Origin of the sequence: Aeromonas sp. 2692-1, from assembly GCF_013085505.1 — a bacterium.
GTDB classification, from domain to species: domain Bacteria; phylum Pseudomonadota; class Gammaproteobacteria; order Enterobacterales; family Aeromonadaceae; genus Aeromonas; species Aeromonas hydrophila.
Genome location: NZ_CP038513.1, coordinates 232532 through 254053, shown reverse-complemented (window position 1 = coordinate 254053; position 21522 = coordinate 232532). Strand labels below are relative to the sequence as shown.

16 protein-coding genes and 6 tRNA genes are annotated in these 21522 nt (G+C 60.9%); 15 read left to right on the top strand and 7 right to left on the bottom strand.

Translation table 11 applies throughout. The annotated features are described in order from the left end of the window. Positions 1-12: 12 nt before the first annotated feature. Positions 13-957 (bottom strand): D-2-hydroxyacid dehydrogenase, encoded by a 945-nt coding sequence (locus E5E97_RS01350; RefSeq protein ID WP_011707438.1) that lies wholly within the window; start codon positions 955-957, stop codon positions 13-15. 162 nt (positions 958-1119) lie between these two features. Here E5E97_RS01350 and E5E97_RS01345 point away from each other — a divergent pair, with 162 nt between their 5' ends. Continuing rightward, positions 1120-1701 (top strand): YjaG family protein, encoded by a 582-nt coding sequence (locus E5E97_RS01345; protein WP_011707437.1) that lies wholly within the window; start codon positions 1120-1122, stop codon positions 1699-1701. Between the two features lie 48 nt (positions 1702-1749). On the opposite strand, the gene E5E97_RS01340 is transcribed toward E5E97_RS01345, so the two are convergent. Then, positions 1750-2229, bottom strand: coding sequence for a MarR family winged helix-turn-helix transcriptional regulator (locus tag E5E97_RS01340; RefSeq protein ID WP_011707436.1), 480 nt, complete (start codon positions 2227-2229; stop codon positions 1750-1752). A gap of 163 nt (positions 2230-2392) precedes the next feature. Here E5E97_RS01340 and E5E97_RS01335 point away from each other — a divergent pair, with 163 nt between their 5' ends. After that, entirely contained in the window at positions 2393-2920 is a 528-nt protein-coding gene (locus E5E97_RS01335) for a hypothetical protein (protein ID WP_011707435.1), read from the top strand. Between the two features lie 9 nt (positions 2921-2929). After that, complete coding sequence (locus E5E97_RS01330; RefSeq protein WP_077095159.1) at positions 2930-4528, top strand: BCCT family transporter; 1599 nt, start codon at positions 2930-2932, stop codon at positions 4526-4528. Between the two features lie 93 nt (positions 4529-4621). On the opposite strand, the gene mutS is transcribed toward E5E97_RS01330, so the two are convergent. Next, entirely contained in the window at positions 4622-7204 is a 2583-nt protein-coding gene (gene mutS, locus E5E97_RS01325; RefSeq protein WP_171279764.1) for a DNA mismatch repair protein MutS, read from the bottom strand. 234 nt (positions 7205-7438) lie between these two features. Here mutS and pncC point away from each other — a divergent pair, with 234 nt between their 5' ends. The 12 genes from pncC to E5E97_RS01265 all read left to right on the top strand — a co-directional run bounded on the left by pncC (position 7439) and on the right by E5E97_RS01265 (position 15117). Then, complete coding sequence (gene pncC, locus E5E97_RS01320; RefSeq protein WP_106551743.1) at positions 7439-7930, top strand: nicotinamide-nucleotide amidase; 492 nt, start codon at positions 7439-7441, stop codon at positions 7928-7930. Positions 7931-8009: 79 nt separating this feature from the next. Continuing rightward, complete coding sequence (gene recA, locus E5E97_RS01315) at positions 8010-9074, top strand: recombinase RecA (protein WP_011707431.1); 1065 nt, start codon at positions 8010-8012, stop codon at positions 9072-9074. A 41-nt stretch (positions 9075-9115) separates the two neighbouring features. Continuing rightward, positions 9116-9616: a regulatory protein RecX gene (locus E5E97_RS01310; RefSeq protein ID WP_029304798.1), complete on the top strand. Its 501-nt coding sequence runs from the start codon at positions 9116-9118 to the stop codon at positions 9614-9616. A gap of 454 nt (positions 9617-10070) precedes the next feature. Further along, positions 10071-12695, top strand: a complete 2625-nt coding sequence (gene alaS, locus E5E97_RS01305) for an alanine--tRNA ligase (RefSeq protein ID WP_024945613.1) — start codon at positions 10071-10073, stop codon at positions 12693-12695. A 16-nt stretch (positions 12696-12711) separates the two neighbouring features. After that, a complete protein-coding gene (locus tag E5E97_RS01300; protein ID WP_011707428.1) occupies positions 12712-13959 on the top strand; it encodes an aspartate kinase in 1248 nt (415 codons plus the stop codon). A 93-nt stretch (positions 13960-14052) separates the two neighbouring features. Beyond that, positions 14053-14241 carry a carbon storage regulator CsrA gene (gene csrA, locus E5E97_RS01295; RefSeq protein WP_005305164.1) on the top strand — a complete coding sequence of 63 codons (189 nt, stop codon included), beginning with the start codon at positions 14053-14055 and terminating at the stop codon, positions 14239-14241. Between the two features lie 214 nt (positions 14242-14455). Next, positions 14456-14548: transfer RNA gene (locus E5E97_RS01290), tRNA-Ser, on the top strand. Between the two features lie 3 nt (positions 14549-14551). After that, a tRNA-Arg gene (locus E5E97_RS01285) sits at positions 14552-14628 on the top strand. Positions 14629-14727: 99 nt separating this feature from the next. After that, positions 14728-14804: transfer RNA gene (locus E5E97_RS01280), tRNA-Arg, on the top strand. A gap of 26 nt (positions 14805-14830) precedes the next feature. Continuing rightward, positions 14831-14907, top strand: a tRNA-Arg gene (locus E5E97_RS01275). Positions 14908-14935: 28 nt separating this feature from the next. After that, positions 14936-15012: transfer RNA gene (locus E5E97_RS01270), tRNA-Arg, on the top strand. A 28-nt stretch (positions 15013-15040) separates the two neighbouring features. Continuing rightward, positions 15041-15117 (top strand) — tRNA-Arg (locus E5E97_RS01265). A gap of 359 nt (positions 15118-15476) precedes the next feature. Here the strand turns inward: E5E97_RS01265 and pbpG are convergent. The 4 genes from pbpG to E5E97_RS01245 all read right to left on the bottom strand — a co-directional run bounded on the left by pbpG (position 15477) and on the right by E5E97_RS01245 (position 21459). Next, positions 15477-16304, bottom strand: coding sequence for a D-alanyl-D-alanine endopeptidase (gene pbpG, locus E5E97_RS01260; RefSeq protein WP_011707427.1), 828 nt, complete (start codon positions 16302-16304; stop codon positions 15477-15479). 139 nt (positions 16305-16443) lie between these two features. Beyond that, a complete protein-coding gene (locus tag E5E97_RS01255; protein WP_016352045.1) occupies positions 16444-17109 on the bottom strand; it encodes a DedA family protein in 666 nt (221 codons plus the stop codon). Between the two features lie 18 nt (positions 17110-17127). Then, positions 17128-18420, bottom strand: a complete 1293-nt coding sequence (locus tag E5E97_RS01250) for a hemolysin family protein (protein WP_171279763.1) — start codon at positions 18418-18420, stop codon at positions 17128-17130. 186 nt (positions 18421-18606) lie between these two features. Then, complete coding sequence (locus E5E97_RS01245) at positions 18607-21459, bottom strand: valine--tRNA ligase (protein ID WP_171279762.1); 2853 nt, start codon at positions 21457-21459, stop codon at positions 18607-18609. Positions 21460-21522 lie beyond the last annotated feature (63 nt).

Sequence of the window (21522 nt, the reverse complement as noted above, 5' to 3'; positions counted from 1 at the left end):
GGCTGATGGCCATCAATAGCCCTTGTCGAAGTCTATCTTGCCGTCCAGCGGCTGGCCGTCGATGAAGCGGATGTAGTTGCGCACGAAGATCTGGGCCACATCCTCGGGGAAGCTGTAGGCGCTGTTGTGCGGCGTGATGATGAGATTGGGCTGGCCCCAGAGCGGGCTGTCGGCGGGCAGCGGCTCCTGTGCGAACACATCCAGCACTGCCATGCCCAGCTTGCCGGTGCGCAGCGCCGTGAGCAGGTCACCTTCGTGGATGGCATTGCCGCGCCCGACGTTGAACAGGATGGCGCCCGCTTTGCAGTGTTCGAAACGGGGAGCGGTGAAGAGGTGGTGCGTCTCGCGGGTGGCGGGCAGGACGCTGACGATGACGTCAGCCTGCGCCAGCACCTTGTTGAGGGCCGGCAGTTGATACACCTGATCGAAGCCGGCCCGCTCGCGGCCGCTGCGGCTGATGCCAAGCACCTTCATGCCGAAGTGCTTGCCGGTGTGGGCAATGTGCTGGCCTATGCTGCCGGTGCCCAAGATAAGCAGGGTGCGTCCCTTGAGGCCGTGATAGGGGTGGCTTTGCCACAGTCGCTGCTTCTGCTGCTCCCGATAGAGCGGCAGCTGGCGCATCAGGCTGAGCAGATGGCCAAACACGTATTCGCTCATCAGCGGGCCGAAGATGCCGCGCACGTTGGTGAGCTGATAGTCGCGGCGGCAGCTGGCATCCAGCAGCACGTCGACTCCGGCGTAGGTGGACTGCAGCCAGCTGAGCTTGCCGGCCTTGGCCAGCAGCGGTTTGGCCCGCGCCGGCTCTGCCATCAGGATGTGGGCTTCGCCGATCAATTTCTCGGCCTCGCCCTGGTTGTCGGCCCGCAGAATGCGCAAATGGGGGAGGTGGGCCGCCTTGAGCAGGCGCTCGTAGTGAGCATTGTCCTGGCTGAGCAAAAGAAGGGTACGTTGACTCATACTCTTGTTCCTTATCAGATTTGCGGCGCGGGAGAGAGGCCGCTCTGTCCTCATCTTACCCGAGTTGACCGGCCAACATAGCCGACCAGGCCGCTTTTTCGTTTTCGCGCGGCCCCTCGTGGGCTACAATCTGCCCCACATTTTGCAAAGGATCCGACTCCAGTGTTTGGTGACAAGTTTTATAAGCGACTGGCCGAGCTACAGCCTTGGCAACAGACCGTCTACACCCTGGCGCTGGCAGAGCGCATGTACCCCAACTATGCGCTGTTTTCCCAGGCCTCCGGTTTCGGGGATGCGAAGGCATTTCGCCACGCCCTGGATCAGATGTGGAATTACCTGACGGTGAAGGGTTCCCGCGTCAATCTGGGGGCGATCCTGGAGGCGTTTGAAGTCTATATTCCCGAGCCTGGCAAATTCGAGTCCTACGGTGCCTATCCGGCGCTGGATGCCTGCGTGGCGCTGGGCTGTGCCTACAACTCGGTGATCTGCCGGGTGGGTGAAGAGGCCAACGATGCCAGCCATGCGTCGGTGGGTACCGTGGCCGGTTTCATCGAGATGCTGGAAGAGCGCGACCTCACCGACGAGGAGCTCTACGAGCACGAGTACATGGAAGCCGAGCTGGAGTTCCAGGTCGAGCTGCTCAAGCGGGTTGCCCATGAGCGCGACAGCGACCGTATTCTGGCGATCCGCACCTTTGCGGCCCAGGATGGCGTCTCCAATATCGGCATCAGCCTGGAAGAGTGATCGCACTCTTCCCGGCCCATAAAAAAAGCTCCCAAATGGGAGCTTTTTTTATGCCCGCTCCTCGGTGAGGGGCCGGACACTCAGCACCGGGGCCGCGTCTATCTCGTCGGCATTCATCATGGCCGAGATGCGCTGCAGGGAAGAGAGCAACAGGGTCTGCTCCCAGACCTCAAGTGCCTGAAAGCGCTGGATGAAGCGCTCCTGCAGCGGGGTGGGTGCCTGGGCCAGCAGGGCGCGGCCTGCGTCAGTCAGCGTCGCATGCACCTTGCGCTTGTCGGTTTCGCTGCGGATGCGCTGCACCAGCTGGCGGCTCTCGAGGCGGTCCATGATGGTGGTGGCGGTGGCCTGACTCATGTTGGTGTGATCCGCCAGCTGGCGCATGGAAATCTGGCCCAGCTCGTCGATCCCCTTGAGCAGCAAGAGCTGGGGCGAGGTCAGGCCGGCCTCCTTGATCAAGCGCTTGGAGTGCATGTCGATGGCACGAATTATCTGGCGCAGGGCGACCAGCACTTCATCATGTTTTTCCATGGGGAACGAATCGTCGAGGGGCTGTTGAGAGGCGCAAAATTCTCCGCCTAATTCGTCACAAGGTCAATATGGTTTTTACTGTAATGATTTCTGCTCTAATTATTTTTGTGTTAGGTTAGCGGGCATTTTCCGAATTTTGACCCGACTTTTGAGGAGCAAGATGATGAGTGACGAACTGGACATCAAGTCGCTGGCGGCCGACCTTCGGGTGGTCAGAGTGCGTTATGAACTGCCTGATACCTCGGCTTTCGTGCGTTACCAGCCTGCCTATGACGAAGACCCCAACAACCTCAAGGTGCACCACTACGATGGTGAGCTGCCTCTCTCCTGCAGTGAGACAGGTTCTTTCAACCTAAAGGAGTTGGTGAATGAATTGCGTTACGCCTATGTGCTGGTGCACCTCTTCCCGGACGAGAGCGCGATGAACTTCTATCTGACCGGCCTTGATACCGGTCTGGCCCAGCTGGAGTTCATCGGCGGCTCTTACGACTTCAACCGGCTCTGGATCACCAGCGGCATCTCCAACCTGGGCGTGCCCATGGCCATCTTCCTCGGCAAGCGTCATGCGGTGAATGGCCAGCCTTCGGTCAGCCTGGTGGACCACCGGGTGCAGACGGCCGGCAAGCTGGTCTACCGCGCCATCGGCGGTGCCGGCGATCACGTGGGTGAAGACTTTTTCAACAACGACTAAGGAGGCCAGATGAGAGCAAGCAAAGGGCTATTCAAAGGCCTCAACCCGACCATGGCCATGACGGCGCTCACCGTCATCACCCTGTTCCTGCTGTTCGGGGTGTTCGTCCCCGAAACGGCCGCCAGCTGGTTTGTCGGCGCCAAGGATCAGATCATTGCCGGGTTCAAGTGGTACTACATTCTGGTGGTCGCCCTGTTCCTGTTCTTCGCTGTCTACTTGATGTTCAGCCGCTTTGGCAGCATCCGGCTGGGTGACGACGACCAGGTACCGGAGTTCGGCTACTTCGCCTGGTTTGCCATGCTGTTCAGCGCCGGCATGGGCATAGGGCTGGTGTTCTGGAGCATCGCCGAGCCGATGAACCACCTGCAGGGCAACCCCTTCATCACCGAAGGGATGACCCCGGAGGCGGCCCAGATCGCCATGCGCCTCACCTTCTTCCACTGGGGCCTGCACCCCTGGGCCATCTACGTGATCGTCGGCCTGTCGCTCGCCTTCTTCAGTTATCGGCGCAAGCTGCCGCTGGCCATCCGCTCCGTGCTCTATCCGCTGCTCGGCGATCGCATCTACGGCTTCTGGGGCCACGCCGCCGACGTGCTGGCGGTGTTCGGTACCGTGTTCGGGGTGGCCACCTCCCTTGGCCTGGGTGTCTCCCAGATGAACACAGGTCTCAACCAGATGTTCGGCATGGAAGTATCGCAAGCGAACCAGCTCTGGCTCATCGGCGGCATCAGCCTGATCGCCACCCTGTCGGCGGTCTCCGGGGTCGGGCGGGGGGTCAAGCTGCTCTCCGAGCTCAATATCTGGTTGAGCGTGTTCGTGCTGAGCCTCTTTCTGGTGCTGGGGCCGACCACCTACATCCTCAACGCCTATGTGCAGAACATCGGTGACTACCTGCAAAACATCGTCAAGCTGAGCTTCTGGACCAACACCGAGGCCAACGGCACCTCGGCCTGGCAGTCGAGCTGGACCGCCTTCTACTGGGGCTGGTGGATTGCGTGGGCGCCTTTTGTCGGCATGTTCATCGCCCGTATCTCCAAGGGGCGTACCATCCGCGAATTCGTGCTCGGTGTGCTGCTGGTGCCCTCGCTGCTCGGCATGTTCTGGCTCACCGTGTTCGGCGGTACCGCCATGAATCTGGAGCTGTTCGGCGGTGGCGGCGTGGTGGCCGCGGTCAATCAGGACGTGACCCTGGCGCTCTACCAGACGGTGGAACTGCTGCACTGGGAGACCTTCGGCTGGATCGCCAAGGGGGTGCTGACCCTGCTGATCTGTACCTACTTCATCACCTCCAGCGACTCGGGTACCCTGGTGATTACGACCCTGCTCTCCATCGGCGATCAGGATCCTCCCGTGCTGCACCGCGCCATCTGGGGGCTGGGTCAGGGGCTGGTGGCCGCCATCCTGCTGGTCTCCGGCGGGCTGGCCGCCCTGCAAGCCGCCAGCATCATAGCGGCGCTGCCCTTCTCGGTGATCATGCTGGCCATGTGCTACTCGCTGATGCTGGGGCTCAAGCAGGAGAGCCAGCACCAGTTCGAATACCGGCAAAAGCTCAAGCGCCACGACGGTTCAACCCACATGAGCCTGCTGGAGCGGATCGGGCCAGCCTGACGTTGCTTCATCCTGTTCAGGCTGCCATCAAACAGCCAAACAAAAGGGGAACCTCGCGGTTCCCCTTTTTCATGGCTGATCAGCTGCCGCTGGTCACAGCATCTGTTTGAGGCGATAGAGCAGATCCAGCGCCTGCCGCGGAGTGAGCTCGTCCGGGCGCACTGCTTCCAGCTCATCGACCACCGGATGGCTCTGGGGCGCCATGGCCACCGGGGCTGGGCGGCTTTCACCAGCGGCCACCGGGGTGGCGCTTTCCAGTTCGTGCAGTTTGTGACGGGCCTGCTGGATCACCGATTTGGGCACCCCCGCCAGCGCAGCTACCTGCAGCCCGTAGGAGCGGCTGGCCGCCCCTTCCTGCACCGCGTGCATAAAGGCGATGGTGTCACCGTGTTCCACCGCATCGAGGTGGACGTTGGCCAGCCCTTCCATCAGCTCCGGCAGACGGGTCAGCTCGAAGTAGTGGGTGGCGAACAGGGTGTAGGCGCCAATCTTGCTTGCCAGCTGCTCGGCGCAGGCCCACGCCAGCGAGAGGCCGTCATAGGTACTGGTGCCGCGGCCGATCTCGTCCATCAGCACCAGGCTGCGGGCGGTGGCGTTGTTGAGGATGTTGGCGGTCTCGGTCATCTCCACCATAAAGGTGGATCTTCCCGATGCCAGATCATCCGACGCCCCGATACGGGTGAAGATGCGGTCGATGGGGCCGATACGGGCGCTGTCGGCCGGTACGAAGGCACCGATGTGGGCCAGCAGCACGATCAGCGCGGTCTGGCGCATGTAGGTGGATTTACCGCCCATGTTGGGGCCGGTGATGATCAGCATCCGCCGCTCCCGCTCCAGCCGAATGGGGTTGGCGATGAAGGGGTCGGTCATCACCTGCTCCACCACCGGATGGCGGCCCGCTTCGATGATGATCTGATCCTCGTTGATGAGCGTCGGGCAGCGGTAGTCCAGGGTTTCGGCCCGCTCGGCCAGGTTGGCCAGCACGTCCAGCTCCGCCAGCGCGGCGGCGGACTCCTGCAGATCGCCCAGATGCGGCAGCAGAGCATCGAGCAGCTCCTCGTAGAGGCGTTTCTCCAGCGCCAGCGCCTGGGCCTGGGCGGTGAGCACCTTGTCCTCGTACTTTTTAAGCTCGTCGATGATGTAGCGTTCGTTGTTTTTCAGTGTCTGACGGCGGATGTAGTGGGCCGGCACCAGATGGCTGTTGGCGCGGCTCACCTCGATGTAAAAGCCGTGCACCTTGTTGTAGCCCACCTTGAGGGTGTTGATGCCGGTCAGCAGCCGCTCACGCTCCTCGATGCGGGCCAGGCTGGCGGTGGCGCCGTTGGCCAGATCCCGCAGCTCGTCCAGCTCCTGGTTGAAGCCGTCACGGATGACGCCGCCATCGCGGATCAGCACCGGCGGCACCTCCATCACGGCGCGCTCCAGCAGATCCAGCAGCTCGGGGAAGGTGCTGGCGCGTTCGCGCAGCTGCTGCACCGCCTCATGCTCGCTCTCCGCCAGCAGGCGCTGTAGCTCAGGCAGCTGGGCGAAGGCCTGCCGCAGCCGGGTGAGATCGCGCGGACGGGCCGAGCGCAGGGCCAGGCGCGCCAGCACCCGCTCCACATCGCCGACCTGGCGCAACAGGCCGCCCAGCTCGTCATAGAGGTTCTGCTCGATGAGCTCCTTGATGGTGCTCTGGCGACCTTTCAGGATCACCCGGTCGCGGATCGGCTGGTGGATCCAGCGCTTGAGCAAGCGGCTGCCCATGGGGGTGGCGGTGCAGTCCAGCACGGCGGAGAGGGTGTTGTCGTGGCCGCCGGCCAGATTCTGGGTCAGCTCCAGATTGCGGCGGGTGGCGGCATCCATGATGACCGCGTGATCCGGCTGCTCGAGGCGCACGCTGCGAATGTGGGGCAGGGCGGTGCGCTGGGTGTCTTTCACGTATTGCATCAGGCAGCCGGCGGCGCACAGGGCGGTCTCGCTCTGCTCGACGCCGAAGCCCACCAGATCCTGGGTACCGAACTGCTGGCACAAGAGCTTGCGGGCGGTGCCCAGCTCGAACTCCCACTCCGGGCGGCGGCGCAGACCGCGGCGACCCTCGACATGGTGCAGGAAGGCGAAGGATTCGGGGTAGAGCAGCTCGGCCGGATTGGTGCGCTGCAGCTCCGCCAGCAGGGTCTCTTCTTTCTCGAACTGGTTGATGAAGAAGCGGCCGGAGCCGATGTCCATGGTGCCGTAGCCGAAGCGGCGGCCATCGTGGTAGACGGCGGCGATCAGGTTGTCCTGTCGCTCGCTGAGCAGCGCTTCGTCGGAGACGGTACCCGGGGTGATGATGCGGATCACCTTGCGCTCCACCGGCCCCTTGCTGGTGGCGGGATCCCCCACCTGCTCGCAGATGGCAGCCGATTCGCCGAGCTGTACCAGCTTGGCCAGATAACCTTCGATGGCATGATAGGGGACGCCCGCCATCGGGATGGGGCTGCCGGCCGACTGGCCGCGCTTGGTCAGGGAGATGTCGAGCAGCTGGGAGGCCTTGCGGGCATCGTCATAGAACAGCTCGTAGAAGTCGCCCATCCGATAGAACAGCAGGATCTCCGGGTTCTCGGCCTTGAGGGTCAGATACTGCTGCATCATGGGCGTGTGGGCGCTGAGATTGGCGCCAGGCGCGGTGCCGGTAGCTAGGTGTTGTGCGGTCATGTGCGATTCCAGAAGGGGCCTCTGCGGGCCAGTGTCTGCGGTGATGAGCCTTGAACTTGATGGTGCCATTCTACACATAAGCAGGGCGGCGGGGGAGGTCGGGTTCCGGGGTTGTCTCTGGCTGAGCGGGTCTTGGTGCTGCACATCGATGTCGGTGGGGGTCTGCCCGGCGGTTGCGGGCGGCAGTGACGGGATCGCATAATGTGCCTCTTCAACGAATCAGCAGGAGCCGTGATGAAACTGGATGCAGAGATAGAGCACCTTGCCATCGAGCTGGGTCGGGCCCTCGGTCAGCGCGGTTGGCTGGCGGCGACCGCCGAATCCTGCACCGGTGGCGGGGTGGCGACGGCCATCACCGACATCGCGGGCAGCTCAGGCTGGTTCGACCGCGGTTTTGTCACCTACACCAACGAAGCCAAGCAGCAGATGCTGGGGGTGAGCGGCGAGAGCCTTGAGCAACACGGCGCGGTGAGCGAAGCCGTGGTGCTGGAGATGGCCCGTGGTGCGCTGGCACACTCCTCTGCCGCCATCAGTGTCGCCATCAGCGGCATCGCCGGCCCTGGCGGCGCGACACCGGGCAAGCCGGTCGGCACCGTCTGGTTCGCCTGGGCTGATCGATCCGGCCGTCATCACTCCCTGCTGGCCCGTTTCGACGGGGATCGCCGGCAGGTGCGCCAGCAGGCGGTGAGACAGGCCTTGTCGGGTCTGTTGGCCCTGCTCAGATAAATTGGGCTTGATACTGTATGAATAGACAGTATACTTAGCCCAACTTCATTTTTACTCACGATTTCCAGCGGAGATTGGCATGGATCAGAACAAACAGAAGGCACTGGCGGCTGCGCTGGGTCAAATCGAAAAGCAGTTTGGCAAAGGCTCCATCATGCGTCTGGGCGACAGCAAGACCATGGATATCGAAGCCATCTCCACCGGCTCCCTCTCCCTGGACGTGGCGCTGGGCATCGGTGGCCTGCCGTGCGGTCGTATCGTCGAGATCTATGGCCCGGAATCTTCCGGTAAAACCACGCTGACCCTGCAGGTGATCGCCGAAGCGCAGAAGAAGGGCAAGACCTGCGCCTTCGTCGATGCGGAGCACGCGCTGGATCCCATCTATGCCGCCAAGCTGGGCGTCAACGTCGACGACCTGCTGATCTCCCAGCCGGATACCGGTGAACAGGCGCTGGAAATCTGCGACATGCTGGTGCGCTCCAACGCCGTTGACGTCATCATCGTCGACTCCGTGGCAGCCCTGACCCCGAAAGCGGAAATCGAAGGCGAGATGGGTGATTCCCACGTCGGCCTGCAGGCCCGTCTGATGTCCCAGGCGCTGCGCAAACTGACCGCAAACATCAAGAACGCCAACTGCCTGTGCATCTTCATCAACCAGATCCGGATGAAGATTGGCGTCATGTTCGGCAGCCCGGAGACCACCACGGGTGGTAACGCCCTCAAGTTCTACGCCTCCGTCCGTCTGGATATCCGTCGCATCGGCGCCATCAAGGAAGGCGACGAAGTGGTCGGTAACGAGACCCGCGTCAAAGTGGTCAAGAACAAGGTGGCCCCGCCCTTCAAGCAGGCCGAGTTCCAGATTTTCTATGGCGCCGGCATCTCCAAAGAGGGAGAGCTGGTGGATCTGGGCGTCAAGCACAAGCTGATCGACAAGGCTGGTGCCTGGTACAGCTACAACGGTGAGAAGATCGGTCAGGGCAAGGCCAACGTCATGAAGCTGTTCGCCGAGAACAAGGCGATGGCTGGCGAAGTGGAAGCCCGCCTGCGCGAGCTGCTGCTCTCTGGTGCCGTACCTGTCGATGACAAGGCTGCGCCGGTTGAGGCAGAAGAGTTCGATGCCGAAAGCGAACAAGAGTTCGAATAAGGAACAAAGGAAGGCCGGGTAGATACCCGGCCTTGTTATTTATGGTTGATGAATCTGCTGACAAACCGGTCGAACTCACTTTTGAAGAGCAACTGGCGGCGGCCCGCGCCTTTGCCATGCGCAGTCTTGCTCGCCGCGAAAGCGCCGAGTCCGAGCTGGCCAGACGGCTGCGCCAGCAGGGCTATCAGGAAGAGGTGATCGAGGCGGTTGTCGATTATTGCCGGGGTTATAACTGGGTCAACGACGAGCGCTATGGCGCCATGGCGGTAAGAGCCGGAGCGGCCAAGGGGCACGGTCCCATCAAGATCCGTTTCGAGCTGCGCCGCAAGGGGCTGGATGACAACCAGATTGACGCCGCCTTCGAGCAGCCGGAGCTGGACTGGTTTGAACTGGCCTTGGATCTGTTGGCGCGGCGAGCCAACGTGGCCGACCTTGCCGATTTCAAGCTGCGGATGAAGTGGCTCAAATACCTGCTGGGACGCGGCTTTACCCAGGAGCAGGGACGCTATGCGTTGAGCGCCTTGCAGGAGCGCGAGCTGTAACCACTCCGTTTCTGCTTTCCTGCAAGCAGCCTCAGCCTGTTGATGGCCTGCAGGGTTGATGGTGGCGCGCTTGCCACCTAACCCCAACACCCAGCTCCCAAGATTGTCATTATGCGGTTCTGCATTTCACAGGATGCCTGTTGCTCGGGTTGTCCGTATCGCCTATCCCGCCGCTATGGACATGGTGGCATGCCCTTTGCCGCTGGTGTCTGTGGATTCAACAACTTGCGTCCTGGTGGCGGACGCGGTGGAAGGCTCCTCGGCGGCAGGCCGATTTTCCGCTGCCATCGGCCAGAACCGTGGCTGAAAACGTCCCGGTTTGTCTCCCTTTTCTCCCAGCCCCCATTTATGCGCGCTTTTTCACCCGTGGCGGCCCTGTCCGTTTTACTTTACCCCGCAGAAAACTTACATTAATGCGGTTAAAAGTCCGTATTCGAATCAAGCAGGATTTTCCATGTATATGTCCACGTCAGAGATTCGCACCGCGTTTCTCGAGTATTTCCGTTCCCAGGGGCACCAGGTTGTCTCCTCCAGTTCGCTGGTACCGCATAACGACCCGACCCTGTTGTTTACCAACGCGGGTATGAACCAGTTCAAGGACGTGTTCCTTGGCGCAGACAAGCGTGCCTACAATCGCGCGACGACTTCCCAGCGTTGCGTGCGTGCCGGTGGTAAGCACAACGATCTGGAAAACGTCGGCTATACCGCTCGTCACCACACCTTCTTCGAAATGCTGGGCAACTTCAGCTTCGGCGACTACTTCAAGCAGGATGCCATCAAGTTTGCATGGGGCTTCCTGACCGAGGTGCTGCAGCTGCCGAAAGAGCGCCTGCTGGTGACCGTCTACGCGACTGACGATGAAGCTTTCGACATCTGGGAAAAAGAGGTCGGAGTGCCGGCCGACCGCATCGTGCGCATCGGTGACAACAAGGGCGCTCCGTACGCCTCCGACAACTTCTGGGCGATGGGCGATACCGGTCCGTGCGGTCCCTGCACCGAGATCTTCTACGACCACGGCGATCACATCTGGGGTGGCCGTCCCGGCTCACCGGAAGAAGATGGCGACCGTTTCATCGAGATCTGGAACGTGGTGTTCATGCAGTTCAACCGTCAGGCTGACGGTACCATGGAGCCGCTGCCCCGTCCGTCCGTGGATACCGGCATGGGTCTGGAGCGTATCTCCGCCATCATGCAGGGTGTGCACTCCAACTACGAAATCGACATCTTCCAGGCGCTGATCAAGAAAGCGGCCGAGATTGTCGGCACAACTGATCTGAGCAACCAGTCCCTGCGCGTCATCGCCGACCACATCCGCTCCTGCGCCTTCCTGGTGGCAGATGGCGTGATGCCGTCCAATGAAGGTCGCGGCTACGTGCTGCGTCGCATCATCCGCCGCGCCGTGCGTCACGGTCGCAAGCTGGGTGCCACCGAGGTGTTCTTCTACAAACTGGCTGCCGAGCTGGCGGCACAGATGAAGGATGTCGCTGCCGAGCTGATCGCCCAGCTGCCGCTGGTCGAGCGCGTGCTGCGCATCGAAGAGGAGCAGTTCGTCCGCACTCTGGACAGAGGCCTGCTGCTGCTGGAAGACGTGCTGGCCAACCTGGGCGACGCCAAGGTCATTCCGGGCGAGGTGGTATTCAAGCTGTATGACACTTACGGCTTCCCGGCCGACCTGACTGCCGACGTAGTGCGCGAGCGCGAGATCGGCATCGACGAAGAGGGCTTCAAGGCCGAGATGGAGAAGCAGCGTGCTCGTGCCAAAGAGGCTTCCAGCTTCGGCGTGAACTACAACGAGATGCTCAAGCTCGACTTCGAGACCCCCTTCACCGGTTACAAGACCCTGACCGAGCGCACCCGTGTGGTCGGCATCTACAAGGGCGTGGACGAGGTGAGCGGTCTCATCGCTGGTGACGAAGCTGTCATCGTGCTGGAGCAGACCCCCTTCTACGCCGAGTCCGGCGGCCAGATCGGCGACAGCGGTACCCTGAAAGTGGACGACGGCATCTTTGCGGTGACCGATACCGTCAAAGCGGGCAAGGCGATCATCCACAAGGGCTACATGGAGCTGGGCACCCTGGAGAAAGGGGCCGAGGTCGAAGCCGTGGTCGATGGCGAGCGTCGCCAGGCCATCGCCCTGAACCACTCCGTGACCCACCTGCTGCACGCTGCCCTGCGTCAGGCGCTGGGTGAGCACGTGACCCAGAAAGGCTCTCTGGTGGGCGCCGAGCGCATGCGCTTTGACTTCTCCCACTTCGAGGGGATGACCATGGCGACCATTCGCCGGGTCGAGGAGCTGGTCAACAACCAGATCCGCGCCAACCACGAAATCACTACCCAGCTGATGGACCTGGAAGCCGCCAAGTCGGCCGGCGCCATGGCGCTGTTTGGTGAGAAATACGAAGACGACGTGCGCGTGGTGCGCATGGGCGACTACTCCACCGAGCTGTGCGGCGGTACTCACGCCAAGCGCACCGGTGACATCGGCTTCTTCAAGATCATCGCCGAGAGCGGCATCGCCGCTGGTGTGCGCCGTATCGAAGCGGTGACCGGCAAGGCTGCCATCGATTTTATGCATCAGGTCGGCGAGCAGATCGAAGAGGCTGCCGCACTGGTGAAAGGGGACCAGTTCTGCATCGCCGACAAGGTACGTCAGGTACTGGACAAGGCCAAGATGATGGAACGCGAGCTGGAGCAGCTGAAGGCCAAGCTGGCCGCTCAGGCCGGTAACGACCTGCTGGGTCAGGTCATCGAGATCAAGGGTCAGAAGGTGCTGGTTGCAGCGCTGGAAGGGGCCGATCCGAAATCCCTGCGCGGCATGCTGGACGAACTGAAGAACCAGATGAAGTCCGGTGTCGTGCTGCTGGCCACCAGTGGTGAGGGCAAGGTCAACCTGATCGCGGGCGTCACCAACGACCTGACCGGCAAGGTCAAGGCCGGTGAGCTGGTCAATCTGGTCGCCCAGCAGGTGGGTGGCAAGGGCGGCGGTCGTCCCGACATGGCCCAGGCGGGTGGTACCCAGCCCGAGGCAGTGCCGGCAGCCCTGCAATCCGTACACTCCTGGCTGGAAGAGCGCCTGTAATCGGGCGAGGTGATCTGTGGCACTCTATGTACAGAAGTACGGCGGCACCTCGGTCGGCACGCTGGAGCGGATCGAGGCGGTAGCTGAGCGGGTCGAGCAGACCCGCGCCCAGGGACATGACGTGGTGGTGGTTGTCTCCGCCATGTCGGGCGAAACCAACCGGTTGCTGGGCATGGCCCAGCAGCTGGATCCTGATGCCAACCGGCGCGAGATGGATGTGCTGGTCTCCACCGGTGAACAGGTCACCATAGCGCTGCTGGCGATCGCGTTGAACAAACGCGGTTGTCCTGCGGTCTCAATGACCGGCGATCAGGTTCGCATTCATACCGATTCCGCTTATGGCAAGGCGCGTATCACCCACATCGACACCGAGCAGGTTCAGGCTGAATTGGGCGCGGGCAAGGTGGTGGTGATCGCCGGCTTCCAGGGCCGTGACGAGCACAATGCCATCACGACGCTGGGCCGCGGTGGTTCTGACACCACGGCGGTGGCCGTGGCGGCGGCCATCAAGGCCGATGAATGCCAGATCTTTACCGATGTGGATGGGGTCTATACCACGGATCCGCGCATCGAGCCCAAGGCACGCCGTCTCGATACCATCACCTTCGAGGAGATGCTGGAGATGGCCAGTCTCGGTGCCAAGGTGCTGCAGATCCGTTCGGTGGAGTTCGCGGGCAAGTACCGCGTACCGCTGCGGGTGCTGTCGAGCTTTGTCGATGGAGAGGGAACCTTAATCACATATGGAGGTGAGAGGATGGAAGCTCCCCTGGTATCCGGGATAGCGTTCAATCGCAATGAGGCGAGCCTGACCATTCTGGGTGTGCCGGACAGGCCCACCGTGGCTGCGCAGATCCTGAATCCGATCAGCGACGCCAACATTGATGTCGACATGATAGTGCAGAACACGCTGGGCGATGGGACCGCCGACTTCACCTTCACGGTGAATCGCGATGACTATCGCCGGGCGCGCGCCCTGCTGGAGGAGACCGCCAGCGAGCTGGGGGCCGCCTGCGTGCAGGGCAACGGTGAGATCGCCAAGGTTTCCATCGTCGGAGTCGGGATGTGGAACCATCCTGGCGTCGCCCGCACCATGTTCAAGGTATTGGGCGAGGAGGGGATCAACATGCAGTTGATTTCCACCTCTGAAATCAAGATATCCGTGGTGATTGACGAGAAGTACCTGGAGCTGGCAGTGCGTGCCTTGCACTCCGCTTTTGGGCTGGATCAGGAGCCTCATGAGCAGCCCTTGGGAAACAATCCCTGATTGATTTAGTTTCAACCATTTACCATATCGGTATCTTTGTAAGATAATGTCGCATATCGATATAAATACAAAACAGGATACAGGAGCAAGCGAATGCTTATTTTGACTCGTCGTGTAGGGGAAACCCTGATGATTGGTGACGAAGTGACTGTCACCGTACTGGGCGTAAAAGGCAATCAGGTTCGTATCGGTGTGAACGCACCGAAAGAGGTCTCCGTACACCGCGAAGAGATCTACCAGCGTATCCAGGCCGAGAAAGTTCCGGGCCAATCCGGCTTCTAAGCGGCGTTAATGGCTGTGACAAGGCGACACCTCATGTGTCGCCTTTTGTTTTTCCGGGGTGCTGAAAATCGTGCTGCAGGGAGCAAAAGAGCGGGATAAGTGTCGATATTGCTTGAATATTCCACGCTTTGACCAAATGCTGAGCGAACGCGCTTTTTTCTCCAAAAAAGTGTTTGACTAAAAATCCCTGTGAAGTATTATCAGCCCCGCAAACGGAGAGGTGGCCGAGAGGCTGAAGGCGCTCCCCTGCTAAGGGAGTATGCGGCTTATACCCGCATCGGGGGTTCGAATCCCCCCTTCTCCGCCATTTGCGCCCGTAGCTCAGCTGGATAGAGTACCTGGCTACGAACCAGGTGGTCAGAGGTTCGAATCCTCTCGGGCGCACCATATTAGACTCACGATGAGTCATGTACTGGCAATCAGCAAGCCGGTACACCTGAAAAAGGCTTACTGTTGAGTAAGCTTTTTTTATCGCTTTAAATCAGGGCGCCCGTAGCTCAGCTGGATAGAGTACCTGGCTACGAACCAGGTGGTCAGAGGTTCGAATCCTCTCGGGCGCACCATTTAAAGCAAAATCAAAAGTTTATGAGCGCCCGTAGCTCAGCTGGATAGAGTACCTGGCTACGAACCAGGTGGTCAGAGGTTCGAATCCTCTCGGGCGCACCATTTTGAAAGCAGTACCAAAAGTTTGTGAGCGCCCGTAGCTCAGCTGGATAGAGTACCTGGCTACGAACCAGGTGGTCAGAGGTTCGAATCCTCTCGGGCGCACCATATTGAAAGCAGTACCAAAAGTTGATGAGCGCCCGTAGCTCAGCTGGATAGAGTACCTGGCTACGAACCAGGTGGTCAGAGGTTCGAATCCTCTCGGGCGCACCATATAGAAGACAGCCTCGACCTCGGTCGGGGCTGTTTTTTTATATGACTATGCCACCAGGAGAGCTAACACGGCTCAGCTCGCGGTCTCCTCCCGTTTGGCTCAACAGCCCTCATCCGTCTTGCCCTCAGCCCAACAACAGCGTGACGTAGGCTCCTATGCCTGCAAGACGCGCTACCCTATCGCGCCCCCTTGCCATCTTCTCCCTCACGCTCACGGTATCGCGTCGTATGGCTGTCTCCTTGCCTGAGGCAACCCTTTATCCTCCTTTGTGATTACTGTCCCCAGATGGGCGCAGAGGCGGTTTGCGGGCAATAAAAAAGGATGCCGCAGCATCCTTTTTCATCCCCGTGGTACGGGATCAGCTTTTCAGCCACTTGCGAATGCGGTTGGCATCGCCGACCGGGGTGCGTTTACCCACCGAGTTGAGCAGCACGATGGCCAGCTCGCGGTTGTCCGGCTTGGCGCGCATCAGCAGGCAGCGGCCCGCCTCGTCGGTAAAGCCGGTCTTGGAGAGGCGCACATCCCAGTCCGGGTTCTTCACCAGCGGGTTGGTGTTGTTGAACATCAGGCTGTAGGCGGGGGTGCGAAAGCGCATGTCCTTGCTGGTGTCCTGGGTGAACTCGCGGATCAACGGCTGGCGATAGGCGGCGGCGATGAGCTTGGCCAGATCCTGGGCGGTGGAGACGTTGCGAGTCGACAGGCCGGTGGAGTCATAGAAGCGGCTGTTGCGCATGCCCAGCTGCTTGGCCTTGTTGTTCATGGCCCGCACGAAGGCAGGGCGCCCCCCCGGATAGTGACGGGCCAGCGCCGAGGCCATGCGGTTCTCCGACGACATCAGTGCCAGGTGCAGGGCATCGCGGCGTGATACCTGGGTGCCCATGCGCACCCGTGAATAGGTGTGCTTGATGGCGTCTCTGTCGTTCTGATCGATGGTCAGGGTCTGGCCGAGATCCTGGCGGGCATCCAGCACCACCAGTGCCGTCATCAGCTTGGTGATCGAGGCGATGGGGCGCACCCGGGTGGCATTTTTCTGGTACAGGGTCTTGCCCGTACCGACATCCATCACCAGCGCGCTGCTCGATTGCAGCTGCAGTTTGGCCGGGTTGGGGGCAGCCAATGCTGCTGGCAATCCCAGCAGTCCAACCAATGCATAAACCAGCGCCATAGCGCTAACCCGACACCGCATACTACCGACTCCATTCACGTCGAAAAAAAAGGCGCTAGATTCACTCATTTTTACCCTCACTTGACAAGAGTGCCAGCGGGTAAATCGCCATTATTTAGCTAAAAAAAGGGCCATCTTGCGATGGCCCTGTGTATTTGTCTCAATCCCGTGGCGCACTGGCTTTGCGTTTGCTCAGCCAGCGCCAGATCAGCGCGATGAGACCGCCGACTAGCAGCACGATCGGCAGGCAGAGAATGATGCTGAGGAACTGGGACTGATACTCGGACGCCAGCTTGGTGTGGCTCAGGAAGTAGCCAAAGCCGACCAGCGGGCAGATCCACATGATGGAGCTGACCAGATTGACGATGAGAAAGCGCCCCTGCGGCAGCTCGGTCGCGCCGACGATATAGGGGTAGGCGGTGCGCACGAAGGCGATGTAGCGGGCGGTGATCAGGGTCACGATGCCGTATTTGTCCAGCAGGTAGTACACCTTCTGCTGGTGCTTCTCTTCCACATGGGACAGCAGCCGGTGGTAGAGCTGGGTATGACCCAGGAAACGCCCCTGCATGTAGCCGAGCCAGGTGCCGACGAAGGTGGCTAGGATCAGCAGCGGGATCACCCCAAGGGAGAGCACGTCCTGATAGATGAGCACGCCGGTCAGGATCAACAGGCTGTCGCCGGGCAGAAAGGCGGTGGGGATGAAGCCGTTCTCCAGCACCAGAAACGTCAATAACACGCCGCAGACCATGAAGGCCATCTTGGGATCGGATAGCGTCACCAGATCCTGATGCATAAAGGCGTGAGCCAGTTGGTAAAACTGCTCCATAGTTGCAAACTCCGCAGGTTAGCTGGGTTGATCAAGCAAGGGCATGGCCAGCACCTTGTCGATGCGCAGACCATCCATGTCAACAATTTCCAGTTGCCACTGTTCCAGCGTGACCAGATCTCCGGTCTGGGGAACGCGGCCAAGGAGCAGCATGATAAGCCCTCCGAGGGTGTGATAGTGATGTTTTTCTTCTTCCGGTAGCCGAACCAGTCCCAGACAGTCCTTCAGCTCAGGCAGCGGAATGAGGCCGTCGAGCAGCCAACTGCCGTCGGTACGCTGGAATGCCCAGTTGTCGTCGCCGTCCTCCTGCTGGAAGTCGCCGGCCAGGGTCTCCAGCAGATCCTGCTGGGTGACCAGCCCCTGCAGCTCGCCATATTCGTCCACCACCAGCACCATATGTTCGGAGTGGGTTCGGAAGTGGTTGAGCAGCTCGAGGCCGTTGAGGGTCTCCGGCAGCAGGCTGCCATCCTGGGTCAGCGCCGCCAGATCGATGGGCTCTCCCTTGATGTAGGCGTGCAGCACCTTGCTGACGTTGATGATGCCCACCAGTTCCGATAGGCTGCCGTCACAGACCGGGAAGAAGCTGTGACGATACTCCACCAGTCGCTGCAGGTTCAGCTCCAGCGGCAGGGCGAGGTCGAGATAGCGAATGTCGCTGCGCGGCACCATCAGTGACGAGAGGCTGCGCTCGTCGAGGCGGAACACATTGCGCAGCATGGTGTGCTCATGATCCTCGATGATCCCGGCCTCCGAGCCTTCCACCAGCATGGCGTGGATCTCCTCCTGGGTCACGTTGGCACCACCGTCCTGGCTGACGCGCAGGATGCGCAGGCTGGCCTTGGTGGAGGCCGACAGCAGCCAGACGAAGGGGCGGGTAAGGGCCGCCAGCCACATCATGGGGCGGGCCACCAGGCAGGCGATGCGTTCGGCGCTGAGCTGGCCGAGCCGCTTGGGTACCAGCTCGCCGATGACGATGGATAGATAGGTGACCACCACGATGACCAGCACGGTGGCAAGCAGGCTGCTGCTCTTGGGGGCCATGCCCCACTCCTGCAGCCAGAGCGCCAGTGGCTGGGCCAGCAGGGATTCGCCGTAGATACCGTTGAGCAGGCCGATACTGGTGATGCCGATCTGCACCGCGGAGAGAAAATGGGTCGGATCTTCACTCAGTTTGAGGGCGATGGCGGCAGAGCGGCTCCCTTCGCTGACCATCTTGCTGAGGCGGGCCTTGCGCGCGGTGACGATGGCGATTTCCGACATGGCGAAGACGCCATTAAGCAAAATCAATCCAAACAGGATCAATATTTCCATACAGCAACAGCACTCCGAGTAGAAAAGATCGCTGGCAGTGTAATGAATTTGGGGGCGATGCGCTTGTGAAAGCGGGTGATTTGGCTCGCTAATTTTGCATGAAGAAGCGCAAAAAGCGCGGGGTGGCGGCGGGCGGGCAATAAAAAGCCCCCTGCAGGAGGGGGCTTCTACCAAGTCAAATCCGGCTTACAGCGCGGCGATCTCGGCCTGCTGGGCTTCCAGCTTGGTCAGCTGGAGACGGTAATCTTCCAGCTTCTCGCGCTCCTTGATGATGACCGCTTCCGGCGCCTTGGCGACGAAGGCTTCGTTGCCGAGCTTGCCTTCGATCCGGCCGCACTCGCCCACCAGACGGGCCACCTCTTTGGCCAGACGGGCCAGCTCGGCATCCTTGTCGATGAGACCGGCCATCGGGATCATCAGCTCGGTAGCACCGATCAGCTTCTTCACTGACAGCGGGGCGGTTTCACCGTCCGCCAGTACGCGGATGGACTCCAGACGAGCCAGGGACTTGAGGAAGGCCTCGTTGTCAGCGGCGCGCTGGGCATCCTTGGCATCGCACTGGAGCAGCACGTTGAGCGGCACGCTCGGCGCCACGTTCATCTCGGCGCGGATGTTGCGGATGCTGACGATGAACTCCTTCACCCACTCCTGATCCGCCATCGCGGCTTCGTCCACCTTGGCGGCGTCGAACTCAGGGAAGGCCTGAATCATGATGGTGTCGGCGTGTACGCCAGCCAGCGGAGCGACCGATTTCCAGATGGTCTCGGTGATGAACGGGATGATCGGGTGCGCCAGACGCAGCAGGGTTTCCAGCACGGTCACCAAGGTATGGCGGGCAGCGCGCTGCTCGGCCTCGGAACCCTTGGTCAGCACCGGCTTGGTCAGCTCCAGATACCAGTCACAGAACTGGTTCCAGATAAATTCGTACAGCACGCCAGCCGCGATGTCGAAGCGGTAGGTATCGAGGGCGGTACGGAAGTCACGGATGGCCACTTGCAGCTGGGACTGGATCCAGCGATCCGCCAGACTGAACTGCATTTCGCCACCGGCAAAACCGCAGTCCTGATCTTCGGTGTTCATCAGCACATAGCGGGAGGCGTTCCACAGCTTGTTGCAGAAGTTGTTGTAGCCGTCCAGGCGCTTCATGTCCCAGTTGATGTCGCGACCGGTAGAGGCCAGCGCTGCCAGAGTGAAGCGCAGGGCGTCGGTACCGTGAGCATCGATCCCTTCCGGGAACTGCTTGGCGGTACGTTTGGCGATCTTCTCGGCCATCTGCGGCTGCATCATGTTGCCGGTGCGCTTCTCCAGCAGATCTTCCAGCGAGATGCCGTCGATCATGTCGAGCGGGTCCAGCACGTTGCCCTTGGACTTGGACATCTTCTGGCCCTCTTCGTCACGGATCAGACCAGTGATGTAGACGGTCTTGAACGGGACTTGCGGCTGGCCGTTTTCGTCCTTGATGAAGTGCATGGTCATCATGATCATCCGGGCAATCCAGAAGAAGATGATGTCGAAGCCGCTCATCAGCACGTCGGTCGGGTGGAAGGTCTTGAGTGCCTCGGTGTTGTTTGGCCAGCCCAGAGTGGAGAAGGTCCACAGAGCGGAGCTGAACCAAGTGTCGAGCACGTCTTCGTCCTGACGCAGGGTAGTCACGGACGGGATGCTGTGCTTGGCGCGCACTTCATCTTCGCTGCGGCCAACGTAGACGTTGCCGGCGTCGTCATACCATGCCGGGATGCGGTGACCCCACCACAGCTGACGGGAGACGCACCAGTCCTGAATGTCGCGCATCCAGGAGAAGTACATGTTTTCGTACTGTTTCGGCACGAACTGGATGCGGCCATCTTCCACCGCCTCGATGGCGGTCTTGGCCATCGGTGCCACGCGCACGTACCACTGGTCGGTCAGCATCGGCTCGATGGGCACGCCACCGCGATCGCCGTAAGGCTGTTGCAGCACGTGATCCTTGATCTCGTCCAGCAGACCCAGCTCTTCCAGCTTGGCCAGAATCGCCTTACGGGCGGCGAAGCGCTCCAGACCGGCGAACTCGGCCGGCAGGGCGGCGTCGTAGGCAGTGCTCGGGTTGCCGTTGGTATCGACCACTTCGGCCTCGGCACGCACGTGGGCATCCAGAGTGAAGATGTTGATCATCGGCAGGCTGTGGCGCTTGCCCACTTCGTTATCGTTGAAGTCGTGGGCCGGGGTGATCTTCACGCAACCGGTGCCCTTCTCCATGTCGGCGTGTTCATCGGCGACGATGGGGATCAGACGGTTCACCAGCGGCAGCCGGATGTGCTGGCCGATCAGCGCCTTGTAGCGCGGGTCTTCCGGGTTCACGGCCACGGCAGTATCGCCCAGCATGGTCTCCGGACGGGTGGTGGCGACGATCAGGTAATCCTTGCCTTCGGCGGTCTTGGCGCCGTTGGCCAGCGGGTAGCGCAGGTGCCACATGTGGCCCTTGATCTCGCGGTTTTCCACTTCCAGATCGGAGATGGCGGTGTTGAGTTTGGGATCCCAGTTCACCAGACGCTTGCCGCGGTACATCAGGCCATCTTCGTAAAGACGTACAAACACTTCCTGCACGGCGGCGGAGAGACCCTCATCCATGGTGAAGCGCTCGCGCTCCCAATCCACGGAGTCGCCCAGACGACGCATCTGGCGGGTGATGGTACCGCCGGACTCTTCCTTCCACTGCCAAATCTTGTCGATGAAGGCATCACGGCCGTAATCGTGGCGAGTTTTGCCCTCTTCTGCGGCGATCTTGCGCTCAACTACCATCTGGGTGGCGATACCGGCGTGGTCGGTACCCGCCTGCCACAGGGTGTTCTTGCCCTGCATGCGGTTGTAGCGGATCAGAGTGTCCATCAGGGTCTGCTGGAAGGCATGACCCATGTGCAGGCTGCCGGTGACGTTCGGCGGCGGGATCATGATGCAGAAGGAGTCTTTGCTGGTGTCGCCGTGGGGCTTGAAGTAGCCCTGAGCTTCCCAGTGCTGGTAGAGCGCCTGTTCGATGGCGTTGTGATTAAAAGTCTTTTCCATGGTCTCGCCGTAATCTGGATGGATGGAGTCTGGTGTTGATTCGTCGTGGATCACAGGCGGCGC